The sequence below is a fragment of the Alkalihalobacterium sp. TH-98 genome, assembly GCF_057473385.1.
Genome location: NZ_JBYCKM010000009.1, coordinates 262,238 through 281,487, shown reverse-complemented (window position 1 = coordinate 281,487; position 19,250 = coordinate 262,238). Strand labels below are relative to the sequence as shown.

The 19,250-nt window shown below is 37.1% G+C and carries 22 protein-coding genes; 17 read left to right on the top strand and 5 right to left on the bottom strand.

Annotated elements, in window-relative coordinates; translation table 11 throughout:
• The first annotated feature begins 95 nt into the window (after positions 1 to 95).
• Positions 96 to 1,061 (top strand): aromatic acid exporter family protein, encoded by a 966-nt coding sequence (locus AC2VNP_RS04635; protein WP_486916225.1) that lies wholly within the window; start codon positions 96 to 98, stop codon positions 1,059 to 1,061.
• A 59-nt stretch (positions 1,062 to 1,120) separates the two neighbouring features.
• On the top strand, positions 1,121 to 1,630 hold the full coding sequence (locus AC2VNP_RS04630) for a L,D-transpeptidase (RefSeq protein ID WP_486916224.1): 510 nt from the start codon (positions 1,121 to 1,123) through the stop codon (positions 1,628 to 1,630).
• A gap of 51 nt (positions 1,631 to 1,681) precedes the next feature.
• On the opposite strand, the gene prli42 is transcribed toward AC2VNP_RS04630, so the two are convergent.
• Positions 1,682 to 1,774, bottom strand: coding sequence for a stressosome-associated protein Prli42 (gene prli42, locus AC2VNP_RS04625; protein WP_216829483.1), 93 nt, complete (start codon positions 1,772 to 1,774; stop codon positions 1,682 to 1,684).
• 217 nt (positions 1,775 to 1,991) lie between these two features.
• Between prli42 and mce the strand changes: the two genes are divergently transcribed.
• The 9 genes from mce (at position 1,992) to AC2VNP_RS04580 (ending at position 11,374) form a co-directional block, all read left to right on the top strand.
• On the top strand, positions 1,992 to 2,417 hold the full coding sequence (gene mce, locus AC2VNP_RS04620; RefSeq protein WP_486916223.1) for a methylmalonyl-CoA epimerase: 426 nt from the start codon (positions 1,992 to 1,994) through the stop codon (positions 2,415 to 2,417).
• Positions 2,418 to 2,508: 91 nt separating this feature from the next.
• Positions 2,509 to 3,630, top strand: a complete 1,122-nt coding sequence (locus AC2VNP_RS04615; RefSeq protein WP_486916222.1) for a tripeptidase T — start codon at positions 2,509 to 2,511, stop codon at positions 3,628 to 3,630.
• Between the two features lie 125 nt (positions 3,631 to 3,755).
• Positions 3,756 to 4,271 carry a MarR family winged helix-turn-helix transcriptional regulator gene (locus AC2VNP_RS04610; protein ID WP_486916221.1) on the top strand — a complete coding sequence of 172 codons (516 nt, stop codon included), beginning with the start codon at positions 3,756 to 3,758 and terminating at the stop codon, positions 4,269 to 4,271.
• 150 nt (positions 4,272 to 4,421) lie between these two features.
• Positions 4,422 to 5,660 (top strand): DNA polymerase IV, encoded by a 1,239-nt coding sequence (locus tag AC2VNP_RS04605; RefSeq protein ID WP_486916220.1) that lies wholly within the window; start codon positions 4,422 to 4,424, stop codon positions 5,658 to 5,660.
• 143 nt (positions 5,661 to 5,803) lie between these two features.
• The gene (locus tag AC2VNP_RS04600; RefSeq protein ID WP_486916219.1) at positions 5,804 to 8,605 is read left to right on the top strand and encodes a hypothetical protein; all 2,802 of its coding nucleotides are present in this window, start codon (positions 5,804 to 5,806) and stop codon (positions 8,603 to 8,605) included.
• Positions 8,602 to 8,901, top strand: a complete 300-nt coding sequence (locus AC2VNP_RS04595; RefSeq protein WP_486916218.1) for an EscU/YscU/HrcU family type III secretion system export apparatus switch protein — start codon at positions 8,602 to 8,604, stop codon at positions 8,899 to 8,901. The genes AC2VNP_RS04600 and AC2VNP_RS04595 overlap by 4 nt, the downstream gene beginning before the upstream one ends.
• Before the next feature lie 56 nt (positions 8,902 to 8,957).
• Positions 8,958 to 9,380: a flagellar export chaperone FliS gene (gene fliS, locus AC2VNP_RS04590; protein ID WP_486916217.1), complete on the top strand. Its 423-nt coding sequence runs from the start codon at positions 8,958 to 8,960 to the stop codon at positions 9,378 to 9,380.
• Between the two features lie 21 nt (positions 9,381 to 9,401).
• On the top strand, positions 9,402 to 10,820 hold the full coding sequence (locus tag AC2VNP_RS04585) for a flagellin N-terminal helical domain-containing protein (RefSeq protein WP_486916216.1): 1,419 nt from the start codon (positions 9,402 to 9,404) through the stop codon (positions 10,818 to 10,820).
• 116 nt (positions 10,821 to 10,936) lie between these two features.
• Positions 10,937 to 11,374, top strand: a complete 438-nt coding sequence (locus AC2VNP_RS04580) for a YaaR family protein (protein ID WP_418199591.1) — start codon at positions 10,937 to 10,939, stop codon at positions 11,372 to 11,374.
• Between the two features lie 61 nt (positions 11,375 to 11,435).
• On the opposite strand, the gene AC2VNP_RS04575 is transcribed toward AC2VNP_RS04580, so the two are convergent.
• Both AC2VNP_RS04575 and AC2VNP_RS04570 read right to left on the bottom strand, forming a co-directional pair.
• A complete protein-coding gene (locus AC2VNP_RS04575) occupies positions 11,436 to 12,044 on the bottom strand; it encodes a CPBP family intramembrane glutamic endopeptidase (protein ID WP_486916215.1) in 609 nt (202 codons plus the stop codon).
• A gap of 5 nt (positions 12,045 to 12,049) precedes the next feature.
• Positions 12,050 to 13,294, bottom strand: coding sequence for a DUF4236 domain-containing protein (locus AC2VNP_RS04570; protein ID WP_486916214.1), 1,245 nt, complete (start codon positions 13,292 to 13,294; stop codon positions 12,050 to 12,052).
• A gap of 83 nt (positions 13,295 to 13,377) precedes the next feature.
• Between AC2VNP_RS04570 and AC2VNP_RS04565 the strand changes: the two genes are divergently transcribed.
• Positions 13,378 to 13,809 carry an SRPBCC family protein gene (locus tag AC2VNP_RS04565; RefSeq protein WP_486916213.1) on the top strand — a complete coding sequence of 144 codons (432 nt, stop codon included), beginning with the start codon at positions 13,378 to 13,380 and terminating at the stop codon, positions 13,807 to 13,809.
• A 144-nt stretch (positions 13,810 to 13,953) separates the two neighbouring features.
• Here AC2VNP_RS04565 and namA read toward each other — a convergent pair whose 3' ends face one another.
• Positions 13,954 to 14,970 (bottom strand): NADPH dehydrogenase NamA, encoded by a 1,017-nt coding sequence (namA, locus tag AC2VNP_RS04560; RefSeq protein ID WP_486916212.1) that lies wholly within the window; start codon positions 14,968 to 14,970, stop codon positions 13,954 to 13,956.
• 99 nt (positions 14,971 to 15,069) lie between these two features.
• On the bottom strand, positions 15,070 to 15,507 hold the full coding sequence (gene cbpB / locus AC2VNP_RS04555; protein ID WP_486916211.1) for a cyclic-di-AMP-binding protein CbpB: 438 nt from the start codon (positions 15,505 to 15,507) through the stop codon (positions 15,070 to 15,072).
• A 218-nt stretch (positions 15,508 to 15,725) separates the two neighbouring features.
• Between cbpB and AC2VNP_RS04550 the strand changes: the two genes are divergently transcribed.
• From AC2VNP_RS04550 to sat, 5 genes are all read left to right on the top strand, one after another.
• Positions 15,726 to 15,977, top strand: coding sequence for a hypothetical protein (locus tag AC2VNP_RS04550; RefSeq protein ID WP_486916210.1), 252 nt, complete (start codon positions 15,726 to 15,728; stop codon positions 15,975 to 15,977).
• 75 nt (positions 15,978 to 16,052) lie between these two features.
• Positions 16,053 to 16,817: a DUF4097 family beta strand repeat-containing protein gene (locus AC2VNP_RS04545; protein ID WP_486916209.1), complete on the top strand. Its 765-nt coding sequence runs from the start codon at positions 16,053 to 16,055 to the stop codon at positions 16,815 to 16,817.
• A 172-nt stretch (positions 16,818 to 16,989) separates the two neighbouring features.
• Positions 16,990 to 17,139, top strand: coding sequence for a YezD family protein (locus AC2VNP_RS04540; protein WP_486916208.1), 150 nt, complete (start codon positions 16,990 to 16,992; stop codon positions 17,137 to 17,139).
• A 149-nt stretch (positions 17,140 to 17,288) separates the two neighbouring features.
• Complete coding sequence (locus tag AC2VNP_RS04535; RefSeq protein ID WP_486916207.1) at positions 17,289 to 18,014, top strand: phosphoadenylyl-sulfate reductase; 726 nt, start codon at positions 17,289 to 17,291, stop codon at positions 18,012 to 18,014.
• A gap of 58 nt (positions 18,015 to 18,072) precedes the next feature.
• Positions 18,073 to 19,215 (top strand): sulfate adenylyltransferase, encoded by a 1,143-nt coding sequence (gene sat, locus AC2VNP_RS04530; protein ID WP_486916206.1) that lies wholly within the window; start codon positions 18,073 to 18,075, stop codon positions 19,213 to 19,215.
• The last annotated feature ends 35 nt before the right edge of the window (positions 19,216 to 19,250 follow it).

The window sequence follows — 19,250 nt, the reverse complement described above, 5'->3', positions numbered from 1 at the left end:
GCTTTTAAACAAGCTGATAAATTAAATGAATTACCGTATAATAAAAGATGGTCTCTAGGCCATCTTTTTTCTATTCTATTTAATAGGAGAACTATATGTTTAAAATAGGCTATCGAACATTAAAAACGGCAGTTGGGGCAGGTATTGCCATTGCCATCGCCCAATGGCTTTCGTTAGATTTTTATGCATCAGCAGCTATCCTAACCATTTTATGTATTTCCGTTACGCGACGTAGTTCGATATCAGTATCCTGGCAACGGTTTGTCGGATGCTTATTAGGGTTAGTACTAGCTTTTATCCTGTTTGAATGGATTGGTTACCATCCTATTTCTCTTGTGATTTTATTATTAGTCTTTATACCTCTATCCGTTAAACTGAAAGTAAAAGAAGGGATTGTAACGAGCTGTGTTATCATCTTACATATTTATACGCTAGGTACGGTTTCAGTCGCAATATTTTTAAACGAATTATATATAATCATCATTGGTATAGGAGTAGCTTTATTAATGAATTTATATATGCCGAGTGTAGACCGTGATTTACATAAGTATCAAAAACGAATTGAGGATAATTTTAAGATCATCTTAAATGAGTTCTCAAACTATTTACGTGATAGTGGTAATTTATGGGGTGGGAAAGAGTTAACGGAAACATACGAGTTGATTCAAGACGCTAAAGATATCGCCATACGAAATATTGAAAATCATTTATTACGGTATGAAGATCAGTATTATCATTACTTTAAAATGCGAGAAAGGCAATTTGAAATCATTGAAAGGATTATGCCGTTTATTTCTTCCTTAGATGATACGGTTATTCAAGGAATTAAAATATCGAGTTTTTTAGAAGAGCTTAGTCAAGCTGTGGGTCCGGTAAATACAGCAAGTTATTTTTTAGACGAGCTGGCTAAAATGCGACAAGAGTTTCAGCAGATGGAATTGCCGCAAACACGTCAAGAATTTGAAATTCGATCGTCACTGTATTATGTCATGCATGAACTTGAAAAATATCTATTAATTAAGGAATCATTAAGAAAACAACCAATAAATAAGGAGAAGTAAGTATAAAAATAGGATCGTTAGTCAAGATAAGGAAAAGAGTAGATCTTGGAGGCGGTCTTATGCTGAAAACACTTTTCTTATCGCTGTTGTTAGTCGCTTCTCCTATTTGGCCACTTGGTGAAAATCCATTGATTGGTGATCCGTACCTTATCGTTAATAAACAATATAATCAACTCGCTTATATTCAGGATGGCATTATTCAAAACGTATATTCTGTAGCAACTGGAAAGGAAATGGATTTAACTCCAGAAGGTGAGTTTATGATTGTCGTTAAGGCGCCAAACCCTTATTATCGAAAAAAAGATATTGAGGGAGGGGCAAAGGAAAATCCACTAGGAACGAGATGGATCGGCTTTGACGCACTAGAAACGGACGGGAGAATATACGGTGTTCATGGGACCAATGCTCCACAATCAATAGGTCATTATGTAACAGCAGGTTGCGTAAGAATGGAAAATACTAATGTAGAAAAGTTATATAATGAAATTCCACTCGGAACGAAAATATTAATTGTAAATACGACTGAAAGCTTTGAAGAACTTGCAAGAAAAGCTGGAGCTATTGAATAAATAAAAAGAAGAGGCAGGCTCATTTTAGATGAGTACGCCTCTTCATATCATTTAGAGCCACAAAGCGGCTCCTGTGAGTAAACTACCTAATACTAATGTTACAATCATCACATAGATGACTAATTTTTGAAATTTACGTGGCATATGGAATGACCTCCTAAAAAGACATACTATAATTATTGTACCTTGTTATAGGCGTTTGGACAAGGATCTTTTTTATTCCTATAACTTATGAACTTTCCATCCTAATCATTGTTTGACAATGACAAAAAAGGAGGAAAAATGAGAATTATAGAGAAGATTCTACATTGGGTATTACTATAAAGATAAAAATATTAAAATAAACTAGGAGTGGATAGTTATGGGAAACTCGAATGCACCTAAAAAAATCGATCATATCGGAATTGCTGTTCAATCAATTGAAAATGCACTACCTTTTTACACTGAACAATTAAACCTCGAATTACTAGCAATCGAAGAAGTGGCTTCTCAAGGAGTAAAAGTTGCTTTTCTAAAAATTGGAGAATCAAAAATTGAATTGTTAGAGCCCTTACATGAGGAAAGTCCAATAGCAAAATTCATTGTTAAAAAAGGTGAAGGTATTCACCATATCGCATTAGGTGTTGAAGGTATTCAAGACCGCATTAACGAAATTAAAGAAAAAGGGATTCAAATGATTAATAATGAACCGGTAAAAGGAGCGGGTGGAGCGCAAGTTGCATTTATTCATCCCAAATCTTCAGGTGGAATCCTTTACGAGTTTTGTGAAAAAAATAAATCAGAATAATCTTTCTCTTCTAATAGACTTTACAAAAGGTGAAATGTTCGGGAAAATCATGTACCATTTAAAGTGAAAACCGACAGATGGAGGCAGATAAATGATTAATGAACAACGTCTTGTGGATGAGTTTTTAGAGCTCGTTCAAATTGACTCAGAAACGAAACATGAACAATTGATTGCACCTGTTTTAAAGAAAAAGTTTGAGGACCTTGGTGTTGAAGTATTTGAAGATGATACGACAGATGAAACAGGACATGGTGCAGGCAATTTAATTTGTACTTTACCTGGTACTAAAGAGGGAGTAGATCCGATTTACTTTACTTCTCATATGGATACTGTTGTTCCGGGTGTAGGTGTAAAACCGTCTATTAAGGATGGATACGTAGTAACGGACGGAACGACTATTCTAGGTGCTGATGATAAAGCTGGAATTGCTGTAATGCTTGAAGCCATCAAAGTATTAAAAGAGCAAAACATAGACCATGGCACAATTCAATTTATCATTACTGTTGGTGAAGAATCAGGGTTAGTAGGAGCTAAAGCACTCGATCCTTCTTTAGTAAAAGCAAAGTTCGGATTTGCATTAGACAGCGATGGACCAGTTGGCGACATTATCGTTGCAGCTCCAACACAAGCAAAAGTAAATGTTGTAGTACACGGAAAAACAGCCCATGCTGGTGTAGCACCTGAAAAAGGAATTTCAGCTATTACAGTAGCTGCTAAGGCGATTTCAAAAATGCCACTAGGGCGAATTGATGAAGAAACGACAGCAAATATCGGCCGTTTTGAAGGGGGAACACAAACGAATATTGTTTGTGATTATGTAGCGATTTTAGCTGAAGCTCGTTCACTTCTTCCTGAAAAAATGGAAAAACAAGTGACTGCCATGAAAGCTGCGTTTGAAGATACGGCAAGAGAATTCGGTACGACAGCGGATGTTGATGTGGATGTCATGTACCCAGGCTTTAAACTTGGTGATGGTGATGAAGTAGTTGAAGTTGCTAAACAAGCGATGACTTCTATTGACCGTACACCACGCTTACTAAAAAGCGGCGGTGGCAGTGATGCGAATATCATTGCAGGTTTCGGTATTCCAACGGTAAACCTTGCAGTCGGGTATGAAGAGATACATACGAAAAATGAACGCATGCCTATTTCTGAGCTAATTAAGCTTGCAGAAGCAGTTGTTTCTATCGTTAAAACCGTTACAAATAAATAATACTTCCAAAAGAGTCCAAATGTTTTGGACTCTTTTTCGTTTTTTGGTACACTATACTGGTAAAATGTTAGTGAATAAAAGTAAAATATAGATAAATACTTATATTATGGGCCTGGGAGAAAGGGTTGATTAATTTGGAATATAATTCTATACATCAAATGTTAAATTATTTCCGCGCAACGTATAAAGTTGTGGAAGAAGACTGGCAAAAGTCAGCGCAAGAAGTCGGAATCACACAGTCAGAGCAACATATGCTCTGGATTATTTATTTTGGGAAAAAAGTTTCAATGTCTTATATTGCCAAAGTAGGCTTGTGGGATTTATCGACAGTTATGCAAGTGATTAAACGTTTAAAAGCAAAAGGGCTTGTTCAAACCATTAAAGATGAAAATGACCTTCGGATCTCATATGTGATGCTAACGCCAGAAGGTGAGAAGAAGCGAGCAGCAACTTCCGAATTTACCTACCGTTTCTCTGAATTCCTTGATAATTATGCAAATGAAAACGAAGAACAAAAAAAGAGACTGGAAGAGTCATTGCACTTTGTAAAAGATTTTTGTAAGCATTATTATGGGCAGGAATTTATACAATGGGTAGATAAAACGAGTAGTTTTAATGAAGTCGATGATGATAATAAGTAATACAGAAGGTGTGAGTGAACTATTAGCTCGCATCTTTTTAGTTTCCAATAAACGTAATAGTTGCAGTTTCTTTAGTTCCTAAACTATTTTTACCACCTAGAAATAAGAAACATCTAATATTTTGTTTTATAATGTTTGTGGGTGATGATAATGAAGGGAAAAGTGATATTTCATATCGATATGAACTCGTTTTATGCCTCAGTAGAAGCTGCTTATGACCCAAGTTTAAGAGGTAAGCCTTTGGCAGTTGCAGGAAATGAAGAGGAACGTCGCGGAATTGTGGTCACTTGTAGTTATGAAGCAAGAGCAAAGGGTGTAAAGGCAACAATGCCTGTATGGCAAGCAAAGCGCCTATGCCCGAACTTAATTATCAAACAGCCGGACTTCACAAAATATCGATCTGCCTCTTTGCAAATGTTCGATGTACTTCGGGAATACACGCCTTTAGTTGAACCGGTTTCGATTGATGAAGGCTTTATGGATATGTCTCATTACGAAGGTGATAAACCACTGCGAAAAGCGACTGAAATTCAAAATTATTTACTAGAGCACTTATCATTACCTTGCAGCATTGGAATAGCGCCTAATAAGTTTCTTGCTAAAATGGCCAGTGAAATGAAAAAGCCCTTAGGAATTACGGTCTTAAGAAGGCGAGATATTGCTGAAATGCTTTGGCCACTCCCTTTAATAAAAATGTATGGCATTGGGGAAAAGACAGCCAATAAATTAAATAAAATGAGACTACATACGATTGGTGATTTAGCCAACTTCGATCCAACTTTGTTAAAGAGCCGGCTAGGAATTTACGGTGAGAAATTAATTCAACGAGCCAATGGCATCGATACACGTAAAGTTGATCCTAATTCAATTTCAGAGTTTAAAAGTGTTGGAAATTCGGTGACTTTACCAAGAGATACTAAAGATGAGGAAAAAATTAAAACAGTATTTACAAATTTAGCACATGAAGTAGGACGCAGGTTAAGAACAAAAAAGATGTGTTCTGAAAACATTCAAATTACTATACGCTATCATGACCGAAAAACAATTACTCGAAGTCGAAAGCTGACGAGTCCTATCCAAACAAACGATGATATTTTAGAAGCAGCCCTGTTTTTATGGCATAAGTATTGGGGTGGTGAGCCAATACGGTTATTAGGTATTACAGCAATCGATTTAGTTGAAGAGTCAGAAGCCTATAAACAATTAGACTTGTTTTCCTATAAGGAAGATGAGAAAAAGTGGAAGCTTTCAAAAACGGTTGATGAAATTCGTTTGAAGTATGGACAACATTCTCTACTTAAGGGTGGGCAGTTAGGTGAACAGCGGAGTGAGCAATTACGAGATCAAAAGAGACGAGGAACGAGTTTAGATAAAGATTTTTTAAAATAAGAAAGATCTAGCTTTTCTTATGAAAACTAGGTCTTTTTTGTGTTCAATTTAATGGAAATGAAAATACTCCAAAAATTGTTCATAAACCTTTTTATAAGTTAGACCGATATTAACGATAGAGATAATGTACGGGAGTGAAAAAGATGCAAATAACAAATCAACCTACAAGTGTTGCACAACAAACATCAGATCGTACGTTAAACTTGCGTGAAGGTGAAGTTTATCGAGCTACTATTAAAGAACGCTTACCAAACAATGAAGCTATTTTACAAATAAGAGGTCGTGAAGTTCATACAAAATTCGAAGGTGCTCAGCCGCCAACAGACCGAGTAACTATACAAGTAAGTGAAAATCGTCAAGATATTCCAGTAGTTCGTTCCATAGGAGACGAACGAAGTGGATCTACGGTACAACAAGGCGATTCAAAAGATATACAGCGTGTCCTGAGAAATTTAGGGGTTTCTCAATCTCAAACACCTGAGTTGCGTCAAGCAGCTCAAACTTTATTAGATAAAGGTGTTCCGCTAACACGAGAAGCAGTTCAAGAGCTGCAGCGCTATTTCAACTCCACTCAAGGAACAGTAGACCAGCGGCAACAAACGATCCAAGCAATGGCAAATAAAAGATTAGAAGTGACTCCAGCACAAGTTCGTGCTGTTCATGAGGCTTTACACGGACGTCCTATAAACCAAGTGTTATCCAGTATTACCCAAGAAATAAATTCCGGTCCTAGAGTAAATACCGAAAACGAGCAGTCGAGACAAAGCCTAGAACGTCAAGTCAGTGAAGCTGTGCGACGATTTGAACAGCAACAGCGAACGGAAGCGAGTAGAGCGACTGTAGAAAATAATCGAATGGAAGGAAATTCCGGTCGTCAACCAGTTGCTGAAAATGTAAGGATACCTGAACAACACTTGTCACAAGTCCAAAGAGGAAGTGATCAACTAAGCCAAGTGCGAGAGCAAGTCCAACGCGAGCCGAATGTGCAACGAGCAATCGAGCACGTGCGCCAGCAATTAGTAGTTAACCCTGGACTTAATAGAGAAGCAGTTCAAGCTGTTGAAAGAGCTAGTCGAGAAGCTAGACAACTATTGCAAGTTAGTCAAGACCGGATGGTTCAATCGTTACAAACAGTTGAAAAGCAATTAAGTAACCAACCGAAATCTGAAGAAAATACCCGTGCACGCGAGGCGATCCGTGACGTTAGGGATCAACTAAGCCGTGATCAAAATATACAAAGAAGTGTAGACCAACTTCGAAACCACCTTTCGAATCAGACATTTGATCGAACTACACAGCAGCAGGTTGAAAGAGTAATTAATCAAACACAACAAATCGAAAATGTCTCAAAAGAACGTTTGTCACAAGCTTTAGTTAATGCGGAAAAAGCAACAGTACGAGCGGAAACAGCAGGAACAAATCAACTAGGTCAAAATCACACTATACAAGGGCAATCAAATGACCAACGTTTAAGTGAGGCGTTGCGTCAAATGCAACAGCTACTGCAAAAAGAAGCCGATTTTGAACGGGCAGTTGAGCAAGTGAAGCTCCAAATCAATCAAAACTCAAACAGTGACGCACAAATGATTGATAAATTAAAAAAAGCAATGGATGAAAGTAAACAGTTATCGAATCAAGGACGAGAAATGGCGGCGAGACAACAATTGATGCAAGCTTTAAATCAACTAGAGCAGCAAGCGCTAGCCAAAGAGCAAACTCAACTATTAGAAGCTAGCAGGCAACCGGTTGAATCGAACCAATATATAAATAATGAACAATTCCAGACAAGTGTTCAATTAAATAGTAAGGACATTGCTGTGACTACGATTACTGAGAAGTTGGCACAAGCTGCAGCCGACTTTAAAAACCTGCAACGGGAAATTACTAGAAACCTAGATGTGGCTAATCGATTAATGGATCAATTTAAAAATCAAGCACAGCACCAAGTAAAACCACTACTTGAAACTACGATTAAGAAACTAGATAATGCCATTTTAAAAAGTGAAATGATGTTATTAACGGATATGAAAACGGAAAAAAGACTCATGCAAGCGAGTAGTCAATTAGCTGAAGCGAAAAAACTGCTTTCAAAAGGACAATATCAAGAAGCAAATCGTATTGTTCAAGAGGTAAAAGGTGTCGTTGAGCGCCTACAGTTTAAGCCTTCTGAAACGAAAGTTATGCATTACATTAGTAATGAAAGACAGTTATTAGAGGCAAGAACACCCCACCAGCACGTCATGAGTCAAATGAATGAAACGGTAAAGCCGACCTATGGCCAAGAAGTGTCGGCTCGTCAAGCGTTTGAAATGGTTCGAGGATTGGGATTAAACCGTGATAGTGAAATTGGAATGTTGTTAGCGAACTCTAAGGAACAATCACAACAAGAGAATAATCAGAGAAACTTAAAAGCGGCATTAATGACATTAATGCGCGGTGAAGAAGAAAACAGTCGCCTTGGACAACAAGCGAATCAAGCAGTGAATAACATAACAGGACAACAGTTGCTTAGTAAATCAGATCAAGGGAACCTTCAAAGTATGTTATTTAACTTACCATTTTTACTTGAAGAACAAATAGAAAATCTACAAGTCTTTGTTAATTCAAGAAATGAAGGTCAGCAAGTAGACTGGGAAAATTGTAATTTATATTTCTTAATAGATACGCCGAAATTAGGTGAAGTAGGGATTATGGTTTCAGTTGTCGACCGAAATTTATCTGTTACACTCAAAAATAATCAACCGATGTTCGAAATGAAGATGGAACCACTTGTTGATCAATGTGTTGATAATATTAAAGATATTGGTTATAACGTTAACGGTATAAAGTATACAAAACTAGATTTTAATAATGAAAAAGAAGATACAACGAGAGAAGAGACTGAGGTACAAAACAAATCTCAACAACCGATTTTTACAGAGAAAGGCTTTGATTATAAAATATGATGATTTCTAAACACTTTAATCATAAGCAGCGACGTGTAACAAACGGTACAACAGCTGCGGTGATTCAATATGATAAGGAAGACGGCGGGGCACCTAAAGTAGTTGCGCAAGGGAAAGGTGATGTCGCCAATCAAATTATTAGTCTAGCAAAAAAAAATAACATTCATATGCAAGAAGACCCGTTGCTTGTGGAAAATCTATTAGATATGGATTTGGGTGAGAACATTCCACCGCAACTATATTCGGTTATGGCAGAAATTTTGCTTTTAATTGAACAAATGGAGAAAAAGTATTAAACAAACAAATGATTTTGTCGATAAAAAAAGTAGAAATATAGGAGTGGGGTGTAACCTTGACGCAAATTTTGACGAATGAAGCACTTCATAAAAAATCTCCACAAGAAATTACGGCTTTACTTTATGAAGCATGCTATACAAACTTAGAAAAAGCTATTACTGAAATTGAAAATAAGGAATATATTGAAGCTAATTTATACTTACAAAAGGCTAGTGATATTATTGAGCGATTAGGTGCAGGGCTAAATTATGAAGCAGGTATTGTCGCCGATCAACTAGATAGTATTTATAGCTATATGGCTGATCAATTAATTCAAGCTAACTATACAAAAAATGTAGAGTGTGTTAAAGAGGTTCTAAATCTTTTAAGTGAAATTATGACTGCTTGGAATCAAGCGATGAAGAAAAATACAGATATCCAACCGAAAGTGATAAAACAAAAATCGAATGCTTATGAGCAAGCATCAATCTACGAATAAAAGAAGAGGAGTCAAACTTATATGAAAATTAATAATAATATCCAAGCATTGAATGCTTATCGTAATCTATACCAAAATCAATTTAATACATCAAAAAACTTAGAAAAGCTTTCTTCAGGTCTACGCATCAACCGAGCAGCTGACGATGCTGCGGGATTAGCGATTTCTGAAAAAATGCGATCTCAAATCCGTGGTCTTAAACAAGCTGAGCGTAACGCATTAGACGGTATTTCTTTAATGCAAACATCAGAAGGTGCAATGCAAGAAGTACACACAATGCTTCAACGTATGCGCGAATTAGCGGTACAAGCAGCAAACGATACGAACACAGAGTATGACCGTGAGCAAATCCAGAAAGAGATTGATCAGTTGAAGTTAGAGATTGATAGTATTTCTGATAAAACAGAGTTCAATACACGTAAACTATTAGATGGCTCGAGTGCGGTGTTAACTTCAATTAATAATGCAAACGATAATGGCGCAAGGATTATGGGCACACCTAAAGTTTTAGATGCAAGATTAGCATCTGATACTTACCATATGCAATTTGCTAATGTTGTACCTAAATTAGAAGTAACTCAAGAAAATGGTGGAATTACAAATACTAATGTGCAAGCAGGGGGGATAGCCTTAAATCCAGCAAATAATGGTCAACAAATGTTTGGTGAATATACAATTAATATTCGTAACTACGAGGAAGATACTGTAAGTGGAGTAACAACAAAGAGTGCTCATATAGAAGTAATTGGACCAGATGGACTCCCTTTAGGAGACCGTTCTGTAGGTGTCGCTAATAATGGTAGTACTGTCAATATTGGTGGATTATCAATTAATACACAGAATATACTTGGTGCAGGTACAGTAAAACTTAACGTAGAAAAGCAAGCAACAGTCACACTATACAAGGGCAATAATGCAACAGCTAATAATATTCTTTCTGCAGCTAAAACGTATACAAGTAAAGATGGAGTAATACGGCATGGTGGAATAGAAATCAATATTAACAATCAAATTCAAAATGGAACAACTAAATTTTCAGTGACTAATAATGCATTAGCATTTCAAATTGGCCCCAATACTAACCAAAACGTTATGATTGATATTCCACGTATGGATATTGTAACGCTAGGTATTGAGACAGTAAATGTCTCCACACATAAGGGAGCAAGTAGTGCAATCCACGCTTTAGACCAAGCAATAAACAAAATTTCTGAAGCGCGTGCTAAACTCGGTGCTACTCAAAACCGTATGGAGCACACAATCAATAACTTACAAGTAACGCATGAAAACTTAACAGCTGCGGAATCACGTATCCGTGATGCTGATATGGCACTGGAAATGACTCAATTTACGAAGAATAATATCCTTAATCAGTCGGCAACCGCGATGCTTGCACAAGCGAACCAGTTACCTCAAGGTGTTCTTCAATTACTTCAATAATGGATACCTCTGGAGACTTGGCCAAATTTGGTCAAGTCTTCATTTAACTTGGTCTTATTCCTGCTCCAACAGTGTGATAAAATGAGAGAAGAATTTTAAGTAGAGGCGGTAAGAGTATGGATGTTCAACGTATTGGCAGAGCTAATTTAAATCGAGTCGAGCAAAAAGCACAAGGCCCGACAGCTTCGGTTTCATTTGCGGAAGTAATGGGGAAGCAACGGGATGAACAAGCGTATGAACGAATCAATCAATTGATGCAAAAAATTGATGATCAAGGAAAAGTGTTAGCAGAAACCCGAACGGTTGATGAACTGCGAAAATATAAAGCGCTCATTAAAGAGTTTATGGAAGATGCCGTTTCGCTAGGGCTTCGTCTCGAAGAAAAGCGTGGTTTTAACCGACGCGGCCGTACGAAAGTTTATAAGATTGTTCAAGAGGTGGACCGGAAGTTATTGGACTTAACGAATGCGGTGTTAGATAAACAAAAAAGAGGTCTTGATATCCTTGATATGGTCGGTGAAATCAAAGGTTTAATCGTTAATATTTATGCCTAAAAGTTAAAATGCTCTTCAATTATAGTAAAATCCCAAGCTTCTAAGACGCTCGGGATTTTTTTTACAACAAAGGAAAAAGCACTAATAAAAATAAGTTAAATATGCCGTGAGATAAAATAGGGATGGCCATGTTTTCAGTTCGGTAGTAAAGATAAGCCCATACGGGTCCTGCGACTAGTGCCGCTAGCAATAATAGAAGAGTTCCGGCGTAAATATGTGCAGCAGCGTATAAAAATGTTGAGATGAAGATGGCTGGAACAGGTTTCATCCAAAAGCGTAACTTCTGTAAAACAAAGCCACGCCAGAACAGTTCTTCTCCAGGAATGACGATTAAAAACAGCATAAGAAAGTGCCACCATTCGATTGGTTGTACTAGTGCATAGAGTGCATTCAGTTGTGTAAGAAACGGTAAATTGAGCCATTCAATTAGGAATTTTCCAAAGGCAAACAAAGCATAGAGTCCAACACCACTTCCTAATGCCAACAAAAGGTGTCTAAGAGTAACTGTACGACTATATATAGATCCGAAACCGAAGGCAATACCAATTAAAATCAATAAAGCAAGCGAGAAAATGATCCAAAACGAAACAGGTTGCCAGGCAAAACTGGCCCATAATAGCAGGTGGGCAATGATAAGTCCGGTCACTAATTGTATAAAATGATAATTCATAGCGATTACCCTGTAAACTCTTCAGGACGAAAAGGAATAATTTCTTTAAAAATAAACGTTTTCGTTGCATTTAACCGATGCTCAAAGTTTTCGAAGGCTGAAATGGGGTGGAGACCAGCCATGTTTAATGAATAAAAACGATCTCGTTCAACTATTAAGCTGTATATGTAAGTATCATCTTTATGTCCTGTTGTTTCATTTGAACGTTGTGTATATCCAGAGATGACAACTCTTTCACATGTAGGTACAAAGGCAAAGGCAAAGGAGCATAAATAAAGTGCTGTGCCTCCAACCATCACTGCATAATGTTCACGCGTCTCACGCTGGGATTTCTCTTGAATTTTTAACTTTCCAGACTTCATAATTGTTGCCTTCTCTAAAGGCACTTCTTCAAGCTCTGGCAGGTCGACATCAAAATAGATTGTGTGTTCACTCAGCATTTTAAAATCGACATTTGTTTCTAATGGAAAGTCTAACTCTTCTAAGTGCAAAGCAAGCCAATCTTCTGTTGCTTGAACGTCATGTTTTAAAACAGATGCTAGGAGGTCTTCCCTTTTCTGTTTTTCCTCTAAAAATAACTGCTTTTGTTCGATATAGTCCTCTAACTGTTCTTGAAACATCTCGTCTGCTTCTGTTTGCAAGCGACTTTCAAACTTTCTCTTTTTAGCAGGGAAAAGAAGGACTAAGCGCTCAATGAAGTTCAGTTGTTTTTTTCTTTCTTCATTTAGTTGGTCAATTATTTCACTTTGATTAGGTTCCATTTCTTCAAAAGAAAGATTTTTTTCAATGAGATTTTGCAATTCTTGAATGGAAAAAGCTTTAAAGACTTGATGATGTAACTGTAAAAGTTTCTCGGTTTGAGCATTAATTTCTTGTTCTTTTTCCAGGTAAATTTGTTCAACTTGTTTGGAAAATTCTTTCTTAAGCTTTCTTTCCACTGTTATAGGTAATGGTTCTCCTTTGTCTGTTAAAAATTGAACGGCATTATCCTGTGTATTAAAGGATAATTGTACGTTTTCATAGGTTTGATTTTTATCAGTAACATTAATTAGGCGCTGACCGCTGCGTCGATCAATACGTGTACGGTAGGAGAGGCCGCTTCCGGGTATGCCTACATTTCCGTATAGCCCGCGCTTGCCAACAGTAAGACTTGCCCCTCTTGGACCTATTGAAGAACTTATCCCTCGTTTGCTTATATTCAGCCGTACTCCTGGTGCAACTCGAACTCGTTTTTGAAAGCGAAAGCTCATTGTAATCCTCCAGTCGTAATTGTTTACATTAATTGTACTATAAATTTAAAATAAGGATAAAGTATCCAATGGGGGTGGCAGGTATGGGGAGAGGAACATTTAAATACGAAACAACTATTGATGCACCACTTAGTGAGGTTTGGGACTTTTTTAAGAGTGCTGAAAATTTGACTGTTATCACATCGTTTCCAAAAATTAAGCTTCACTCTGATCCTAGCACGATTGAGGGGAACCATATTGAAATGGAACTGAATTTCGGTGTAGCTAAAAAGAAATGGACGGCCAAAATTCTTGAAGTTAAAGAGGAAGAGTTTTTTATTGATAAAGGAATAAAGCTTCCATTTCCTTTTATTGAGTGGGAACACAGGCATCAGTTTGAGTCTGCTGGAAATCGAACAAAAATGACGGACATTGTGAACTTTCAAGCATCAATCCCAAATTTATTTATCACACTTGTTCTCAGGCAAATGTTTTCTGGGAGGAAAAAAGTATTGGTAGAGAAATTTACTAGCTAAATAAAAAATGCCACGGGAGAGTAATTCTCGTGGCATTTTAATTCTTATGCTAATATCGCTGCCCGTATCTTTTAAGGTGTGAGTGGAAAGCTTTTCTTTACCTACGGGTTTTGACCACTAACCTAGATTTGTATTATTAATGCTCTAAAACCAAACCCGATCATATTGCTTTGGTGTAGGTATCTCAACATTTAACTCTTTTGCAGCTTGTAGTGCCCAATATGGATTACGTAATAACTCTCTCCCGACAAAAATGAAATCTGCACGATGATTTTGTAAGATTTCTTCACCTTGAATGCCAGATGTTATAAGACCGACAGCACCGGTTTTAATGTTGGCTTCTTTTCGAATCTGTTCGGCGTAAGTAACCTGATAACCTGGATAGGCATGAATAGGAGCGACTACAACTCCGCCGCTGCTTACGTCAACGAGATCAACACCTTGCTCTTTCATTCGTTTGGAAAAATAAATAAAATCATTTATGTCATTTCCACCGGCAGTATACTCATTTGCTGATAATCTAACAAATAATGGTCCGTTCCAAACGGTGTTTATAGCATCAATGATTTTTTCAAGAAAGCGATATCGATTTTCAATAGCTCCACCAAAATCATCAGTGCGTTTGTTCGATAAAGGTGAAAGGAATTGATTAATAAGGTACCCATGCGCTCCGTGAATTTCAATCACATCAAACCCCGCTTCTTTTGCTCTAACGGCTCCTTGTTTAAAATTTTCTATTGTATCGTAAATCATTTTTTCGTCCATCTCGGTTGGCATCTTCAATTTTTCATTAAAAGGAATTGGACTTGGAGCAATCGCATCTCCATCAGCCACTGCCTTACGTCCAGCATGAGCTAGTTGAATAGCTGCTTTTGAATCATAACGATGAATTTCTTTTACGATCTCACGCAAACCATCAATTTGTTCATCATTCCAAATCCCAAGGTCTTGATTAGATATACGACCTTCAGGGGTAACTGAGGTGGCTTCAATCATCACTAATCCGACTCCGCCAATGGCTCTGCTCCCATAATGAGTGATGTGAAATGGTTTTACCTTTCCATCTGTATTGGCAGTATACATGCACATAGGAGACATGACGATTCTATTATGTAGTGTAACGTTCTTTATTGTAACTGGAGAAAATAATGCGGTTTCCAAAAATATAACCCCTTTCTAATAACATAACAATCATTATTCTAACACTGTTTTGAAATAAAAATAAACTGATCAGCGTATAAGCAGATCAGTTTACATTCATTACTTTTGCAAATAACGATTAATCAAAGCTAATATAGACCTTCGAGTTAAGATGCCAATAAAGGAACGATCGTCATCTAGAATACAAATAAATGGGTGATTGATTGACATTGCCAATGCTCTTGAGAAAGTAGAATTTTTATTAATCCATGGAATTTTTTCTTCCATTACATTTTCTACACGTTGCTCGTTCAGCCGCTCTAATTCAAATCGTTCAAGTCCTAAGATAGAATCTAAAATGAGAGCCTTACTAATTTGACCGTGCAGTTTATAGCTTGAATCTAGAACTGGAATAGCGGAATAACCAGATTTAATAAGAACAAGAAGGGCATGCTCTAGAGGGTTTCCTAATTGAACGTGAGCAACTTTGTCAGCAGGTATCATTAATTCTTTGATTTCATTATCCATGATATTACTATCTTTTAATTTTTGTAGCATGATCAGCATCACTTCTTCTCTATAAAAATTGTAAATACGAAGTAATTGTGCACTATTTAATACTATGAGGAACAGAAAACTTTGTCAAGATCCATAGAAAACGCTTCCTCACTAATATATGATACCTGAGGGTTGACTGATGATAAATAAGTGTAAGTTTGAAAATAAGTAAAGCTGGTGAAACTAGATGAAAAGTTAAAAAGTGAGTTGAACGTAGGATGCATACGAAACAAACGGTTAAGTACATTTGTAAACAATACTCCTCAGGAAATTGTTATTACTATAAACAAGAAATTATTACTCACGACTCGTGGGAAAATATAAAGTCCTTAACTTGGTCTGCACCTAGACCTATTACAAAAGAGACATTTTTTAAAAGAAAAAAAGAAGGGTTTCGTACTGAGTTTATTGTGATGGAAAAGAAACCAGCCGAAGTGATTCACTTTTCAGACCTTGTCAAAAGACGCTAAGTTTTCACTGTACACTTTTTAACCGATATGGTATCGTAAAGCCGATATGATAATGTGAAAGAAGGTTTATTTCAAATGAAGAAACTCGGCTTATCTCTAGTAGTATTATTGTCACTACTTTTACTAGTTGGTTGTAATTTAACTATGATACAAAATGAGCAAGAATACTCAATAGATGCAACAGATTTACAAAGGTTTGTCATGGATTTAGATGAAGGTGAAATTGAAGTTTTCGGTGAAGACCGTATGGATATAAAAGTGATCGCTGCATTTGCTTCCAGAGGTGAAGAAGCAGATCTTACAGAAAAATTTCAAGTTGATAATATGAGTGTTTCATTGGAACAAGTGGATGATGAAGCACAATTAATAACGAACATTTATCGTGGGGATCAATCTCCTATCGAGGCACGCATTCATATTAAAGCTTATGTGCCTCGTGATCTTGAGGTTATTATCGATCATGCTGGTGGAAACTTAGGAATAAGCGAACTGTCTAATTCATTAGTTTTAACTCAAGGGGCCGGAAAGATTGAGATTGAGAATACGAATGGAAATATAACGATTACGGATGGGACCGGCGCCATTAGTCTTATGAATAACAACGGCGATATTTCAATAAATAACAATTCCGGTGCCGTTGAAATTTTAACTCAAACAGGTGAACTTAAATTAATAAGTGGATCAGGTCAAATTAATGTGGAAGAAATAACAGGAAACGTTCAAGTCCGCAGTGGATCCGGCTCCATTTATATCGATCAAGTTAATGGTGACGTAAGTATATTGGAAAATCGCAGTGGGAAAGTAGAAATTACAAATGTATCAGGAACGATTACCCAATAATCGTTTTCTGTATAAAAGTGTCAGTACCTTTTATGTTAAGGGTGCTGACCTTTTTTTGTAGATATATTTTCAAAAAAGTTGGTTGACACACTGTTAGATGATGGATATAATTCAATTAAACATATAAATCTGATAAAAATACAAGGAATTAAAAACAAGGGAGGCGGAGCCGGTGGGGACAAGAAACGACCAAGACCTAGAGCAAGTTTTTGAAAAAATAAAACTTCTCCTCAACGATTTAAAATACGGCTCAATTACGATTGTCGTTCAAGATGAAAAAGTCATTCAAATCGAAAAAAATGAAAAAGTTCGTTTAAAATAAGGTCTAACGTTCGCTGACTAGAAAAACTAGAGGCGGCATTCAGTAACCGGATTTCCGTGCTGAGTGCCGCCTCTTTTTTAATGATGAACAACAGAAATGTTTAATAGTTTATTGAAAATTGAAAATAAGATAAAGGGGAGAAGTGATGGATGGTTACTTTTCAAACCGTGTCAGAACGACAACTAGAGGATCTAAATGAAAGTGTCTTAAAGGAAAAAGACACAGTCGATGTTCTAAAGTGGGCGTATGAAACCTATGGAGATGAGTTAGTGTACTCCTGTAGTTTCGGCGCTGAAGGAGTCGTGTTAGTTGATTTAATTAGTAAGGTTAACCCGAAAGCGACGATCCTGTTTCTAGACACTAATTTTCATTTTAATGAAACATATGATTTGATTGATAAGGCAAAACAGAAGTATCCGAACCTTAACATTCAAATCATCCAACCTGAACTAACTGTTGAGCAACAAGCAATAGAATATGGGGATAAGCTGTGGGAGAGCAATCCAGATCGTTGCTGTCAGTTGCGGAAGCTGGAACCGCTCGAAAAAGAGATATCCAAGTACAGCGCTTGGATATCGGGCTTGCGAAGAGAACAGTCACCGACGAGACGTAATACACAATACGTAAATATTGACCGTCGTTTTCATTCAATAAAAATTTGCCCCCTCATCCACTGGAAGGAAGAAGAGATTTGGATGTATATCAAGCTCAATAAACTTCCATACAATGAGCTTCACGATAACAATTATCCTAGTATAGGTTGTTTTCATTGTACTTCACAAGTAGCTGAAGGAATGGATCCGAGAAGTGGACGGTGGGCAAACTCAGCCAAAACGGAATGCGGTCTACACCTTCCTGGTAACAGTGATAAGTAAGTTTAGATTAAATAAAGTGACAGTAAACTACTTCAACGAAAAAAGGAGAGAATAACGAATGGCAACAATTGAGGCACATGGTGGTAAACTTATAAATTTAATTAACGAGTCATATGATTTTTCTCATATTAAAAAAGAAATAGAATTGGACGATTTTGCTTTATCTGATTTGGAGTTAATAGCTAACGGGGCTTTTAGTCCGTTAACAGGCTTTATGAATCAAGCAGACTATCAATCTGTAGTAGATCAGATGAGATTAGCAGATGGAACGGTTTGGAGTATTCCCATTACTTTACCGGTAACAAAAGAAAAAGGTGAGCAACTTGTTATGGGTGAACAAGTAAAGCTTACGAAAGAGGGTTCAGTTTACGGTGTCATCGAAGTAGCGGAGTTGTTTGAACCTAATAAGGACCATGAAGCTGTAAATGTTTACAGAACTAGTGATAAAGCTCATCCAGGTGTCGCTAAATTATTTTCCCGACCAAACGTATACGTGGCGGGGCCGATTAAACTTGTAAAACGGATTGAGCGTGAAAGGTTTAAAGAGTTTTATTTGGATCCGACTGAAACTAGAAAAACATTTGAGGAAAAGGGTTGGGCAACGGTTGTTGGATTTCAAACGAGAAACCCAGTTCACCGAGCTCATGAATATATTCAAAAGTCGGCATTAGAAATTGTCGACGGTTTATTCTTAAATCCTCTTGTAGGGGAAACAAAGTCTGATGATATTCCGGCTGATGTTCGTATGGAAAGCTATCAAGTTTTATTAATGAATTACTATCCAGAAAATCGAGTGTTTTTAGGGGTATTTCCTGCTGCGATGCGTTACGCAGGACCGAGAGAAGCCGTCTTCCATGCGATTGTCCGTAAAAATTATGGGTGCACCCACTTTATTGTAGGTCGTGACCATGCTGGAGTAGGAGATTATTATGGAACGTATGATGCGCAATTAATCTTCAAGAATTTCCAACCAGAAGAACTTGGGATTACACCATTATTCTTTGAACATAGCTTCTATTGCAAAGCTTGCGGGAATATGGCGAGTACAAAAACATGCCCACATGGGAAAGAACATCATGTCATTTTATCAGGAACAAAGGTGCGTGAAATGCTAAGCAATGGTCAAACTCCGCCGCCTGAATTTAGTCGTAAAGAGGTTGTAGAAGTATTAATACGGGGCATGAGCAAAGTTCATGCATAAGGAGTAGAGAACGCTATGAGAAAAGTTCATCATCG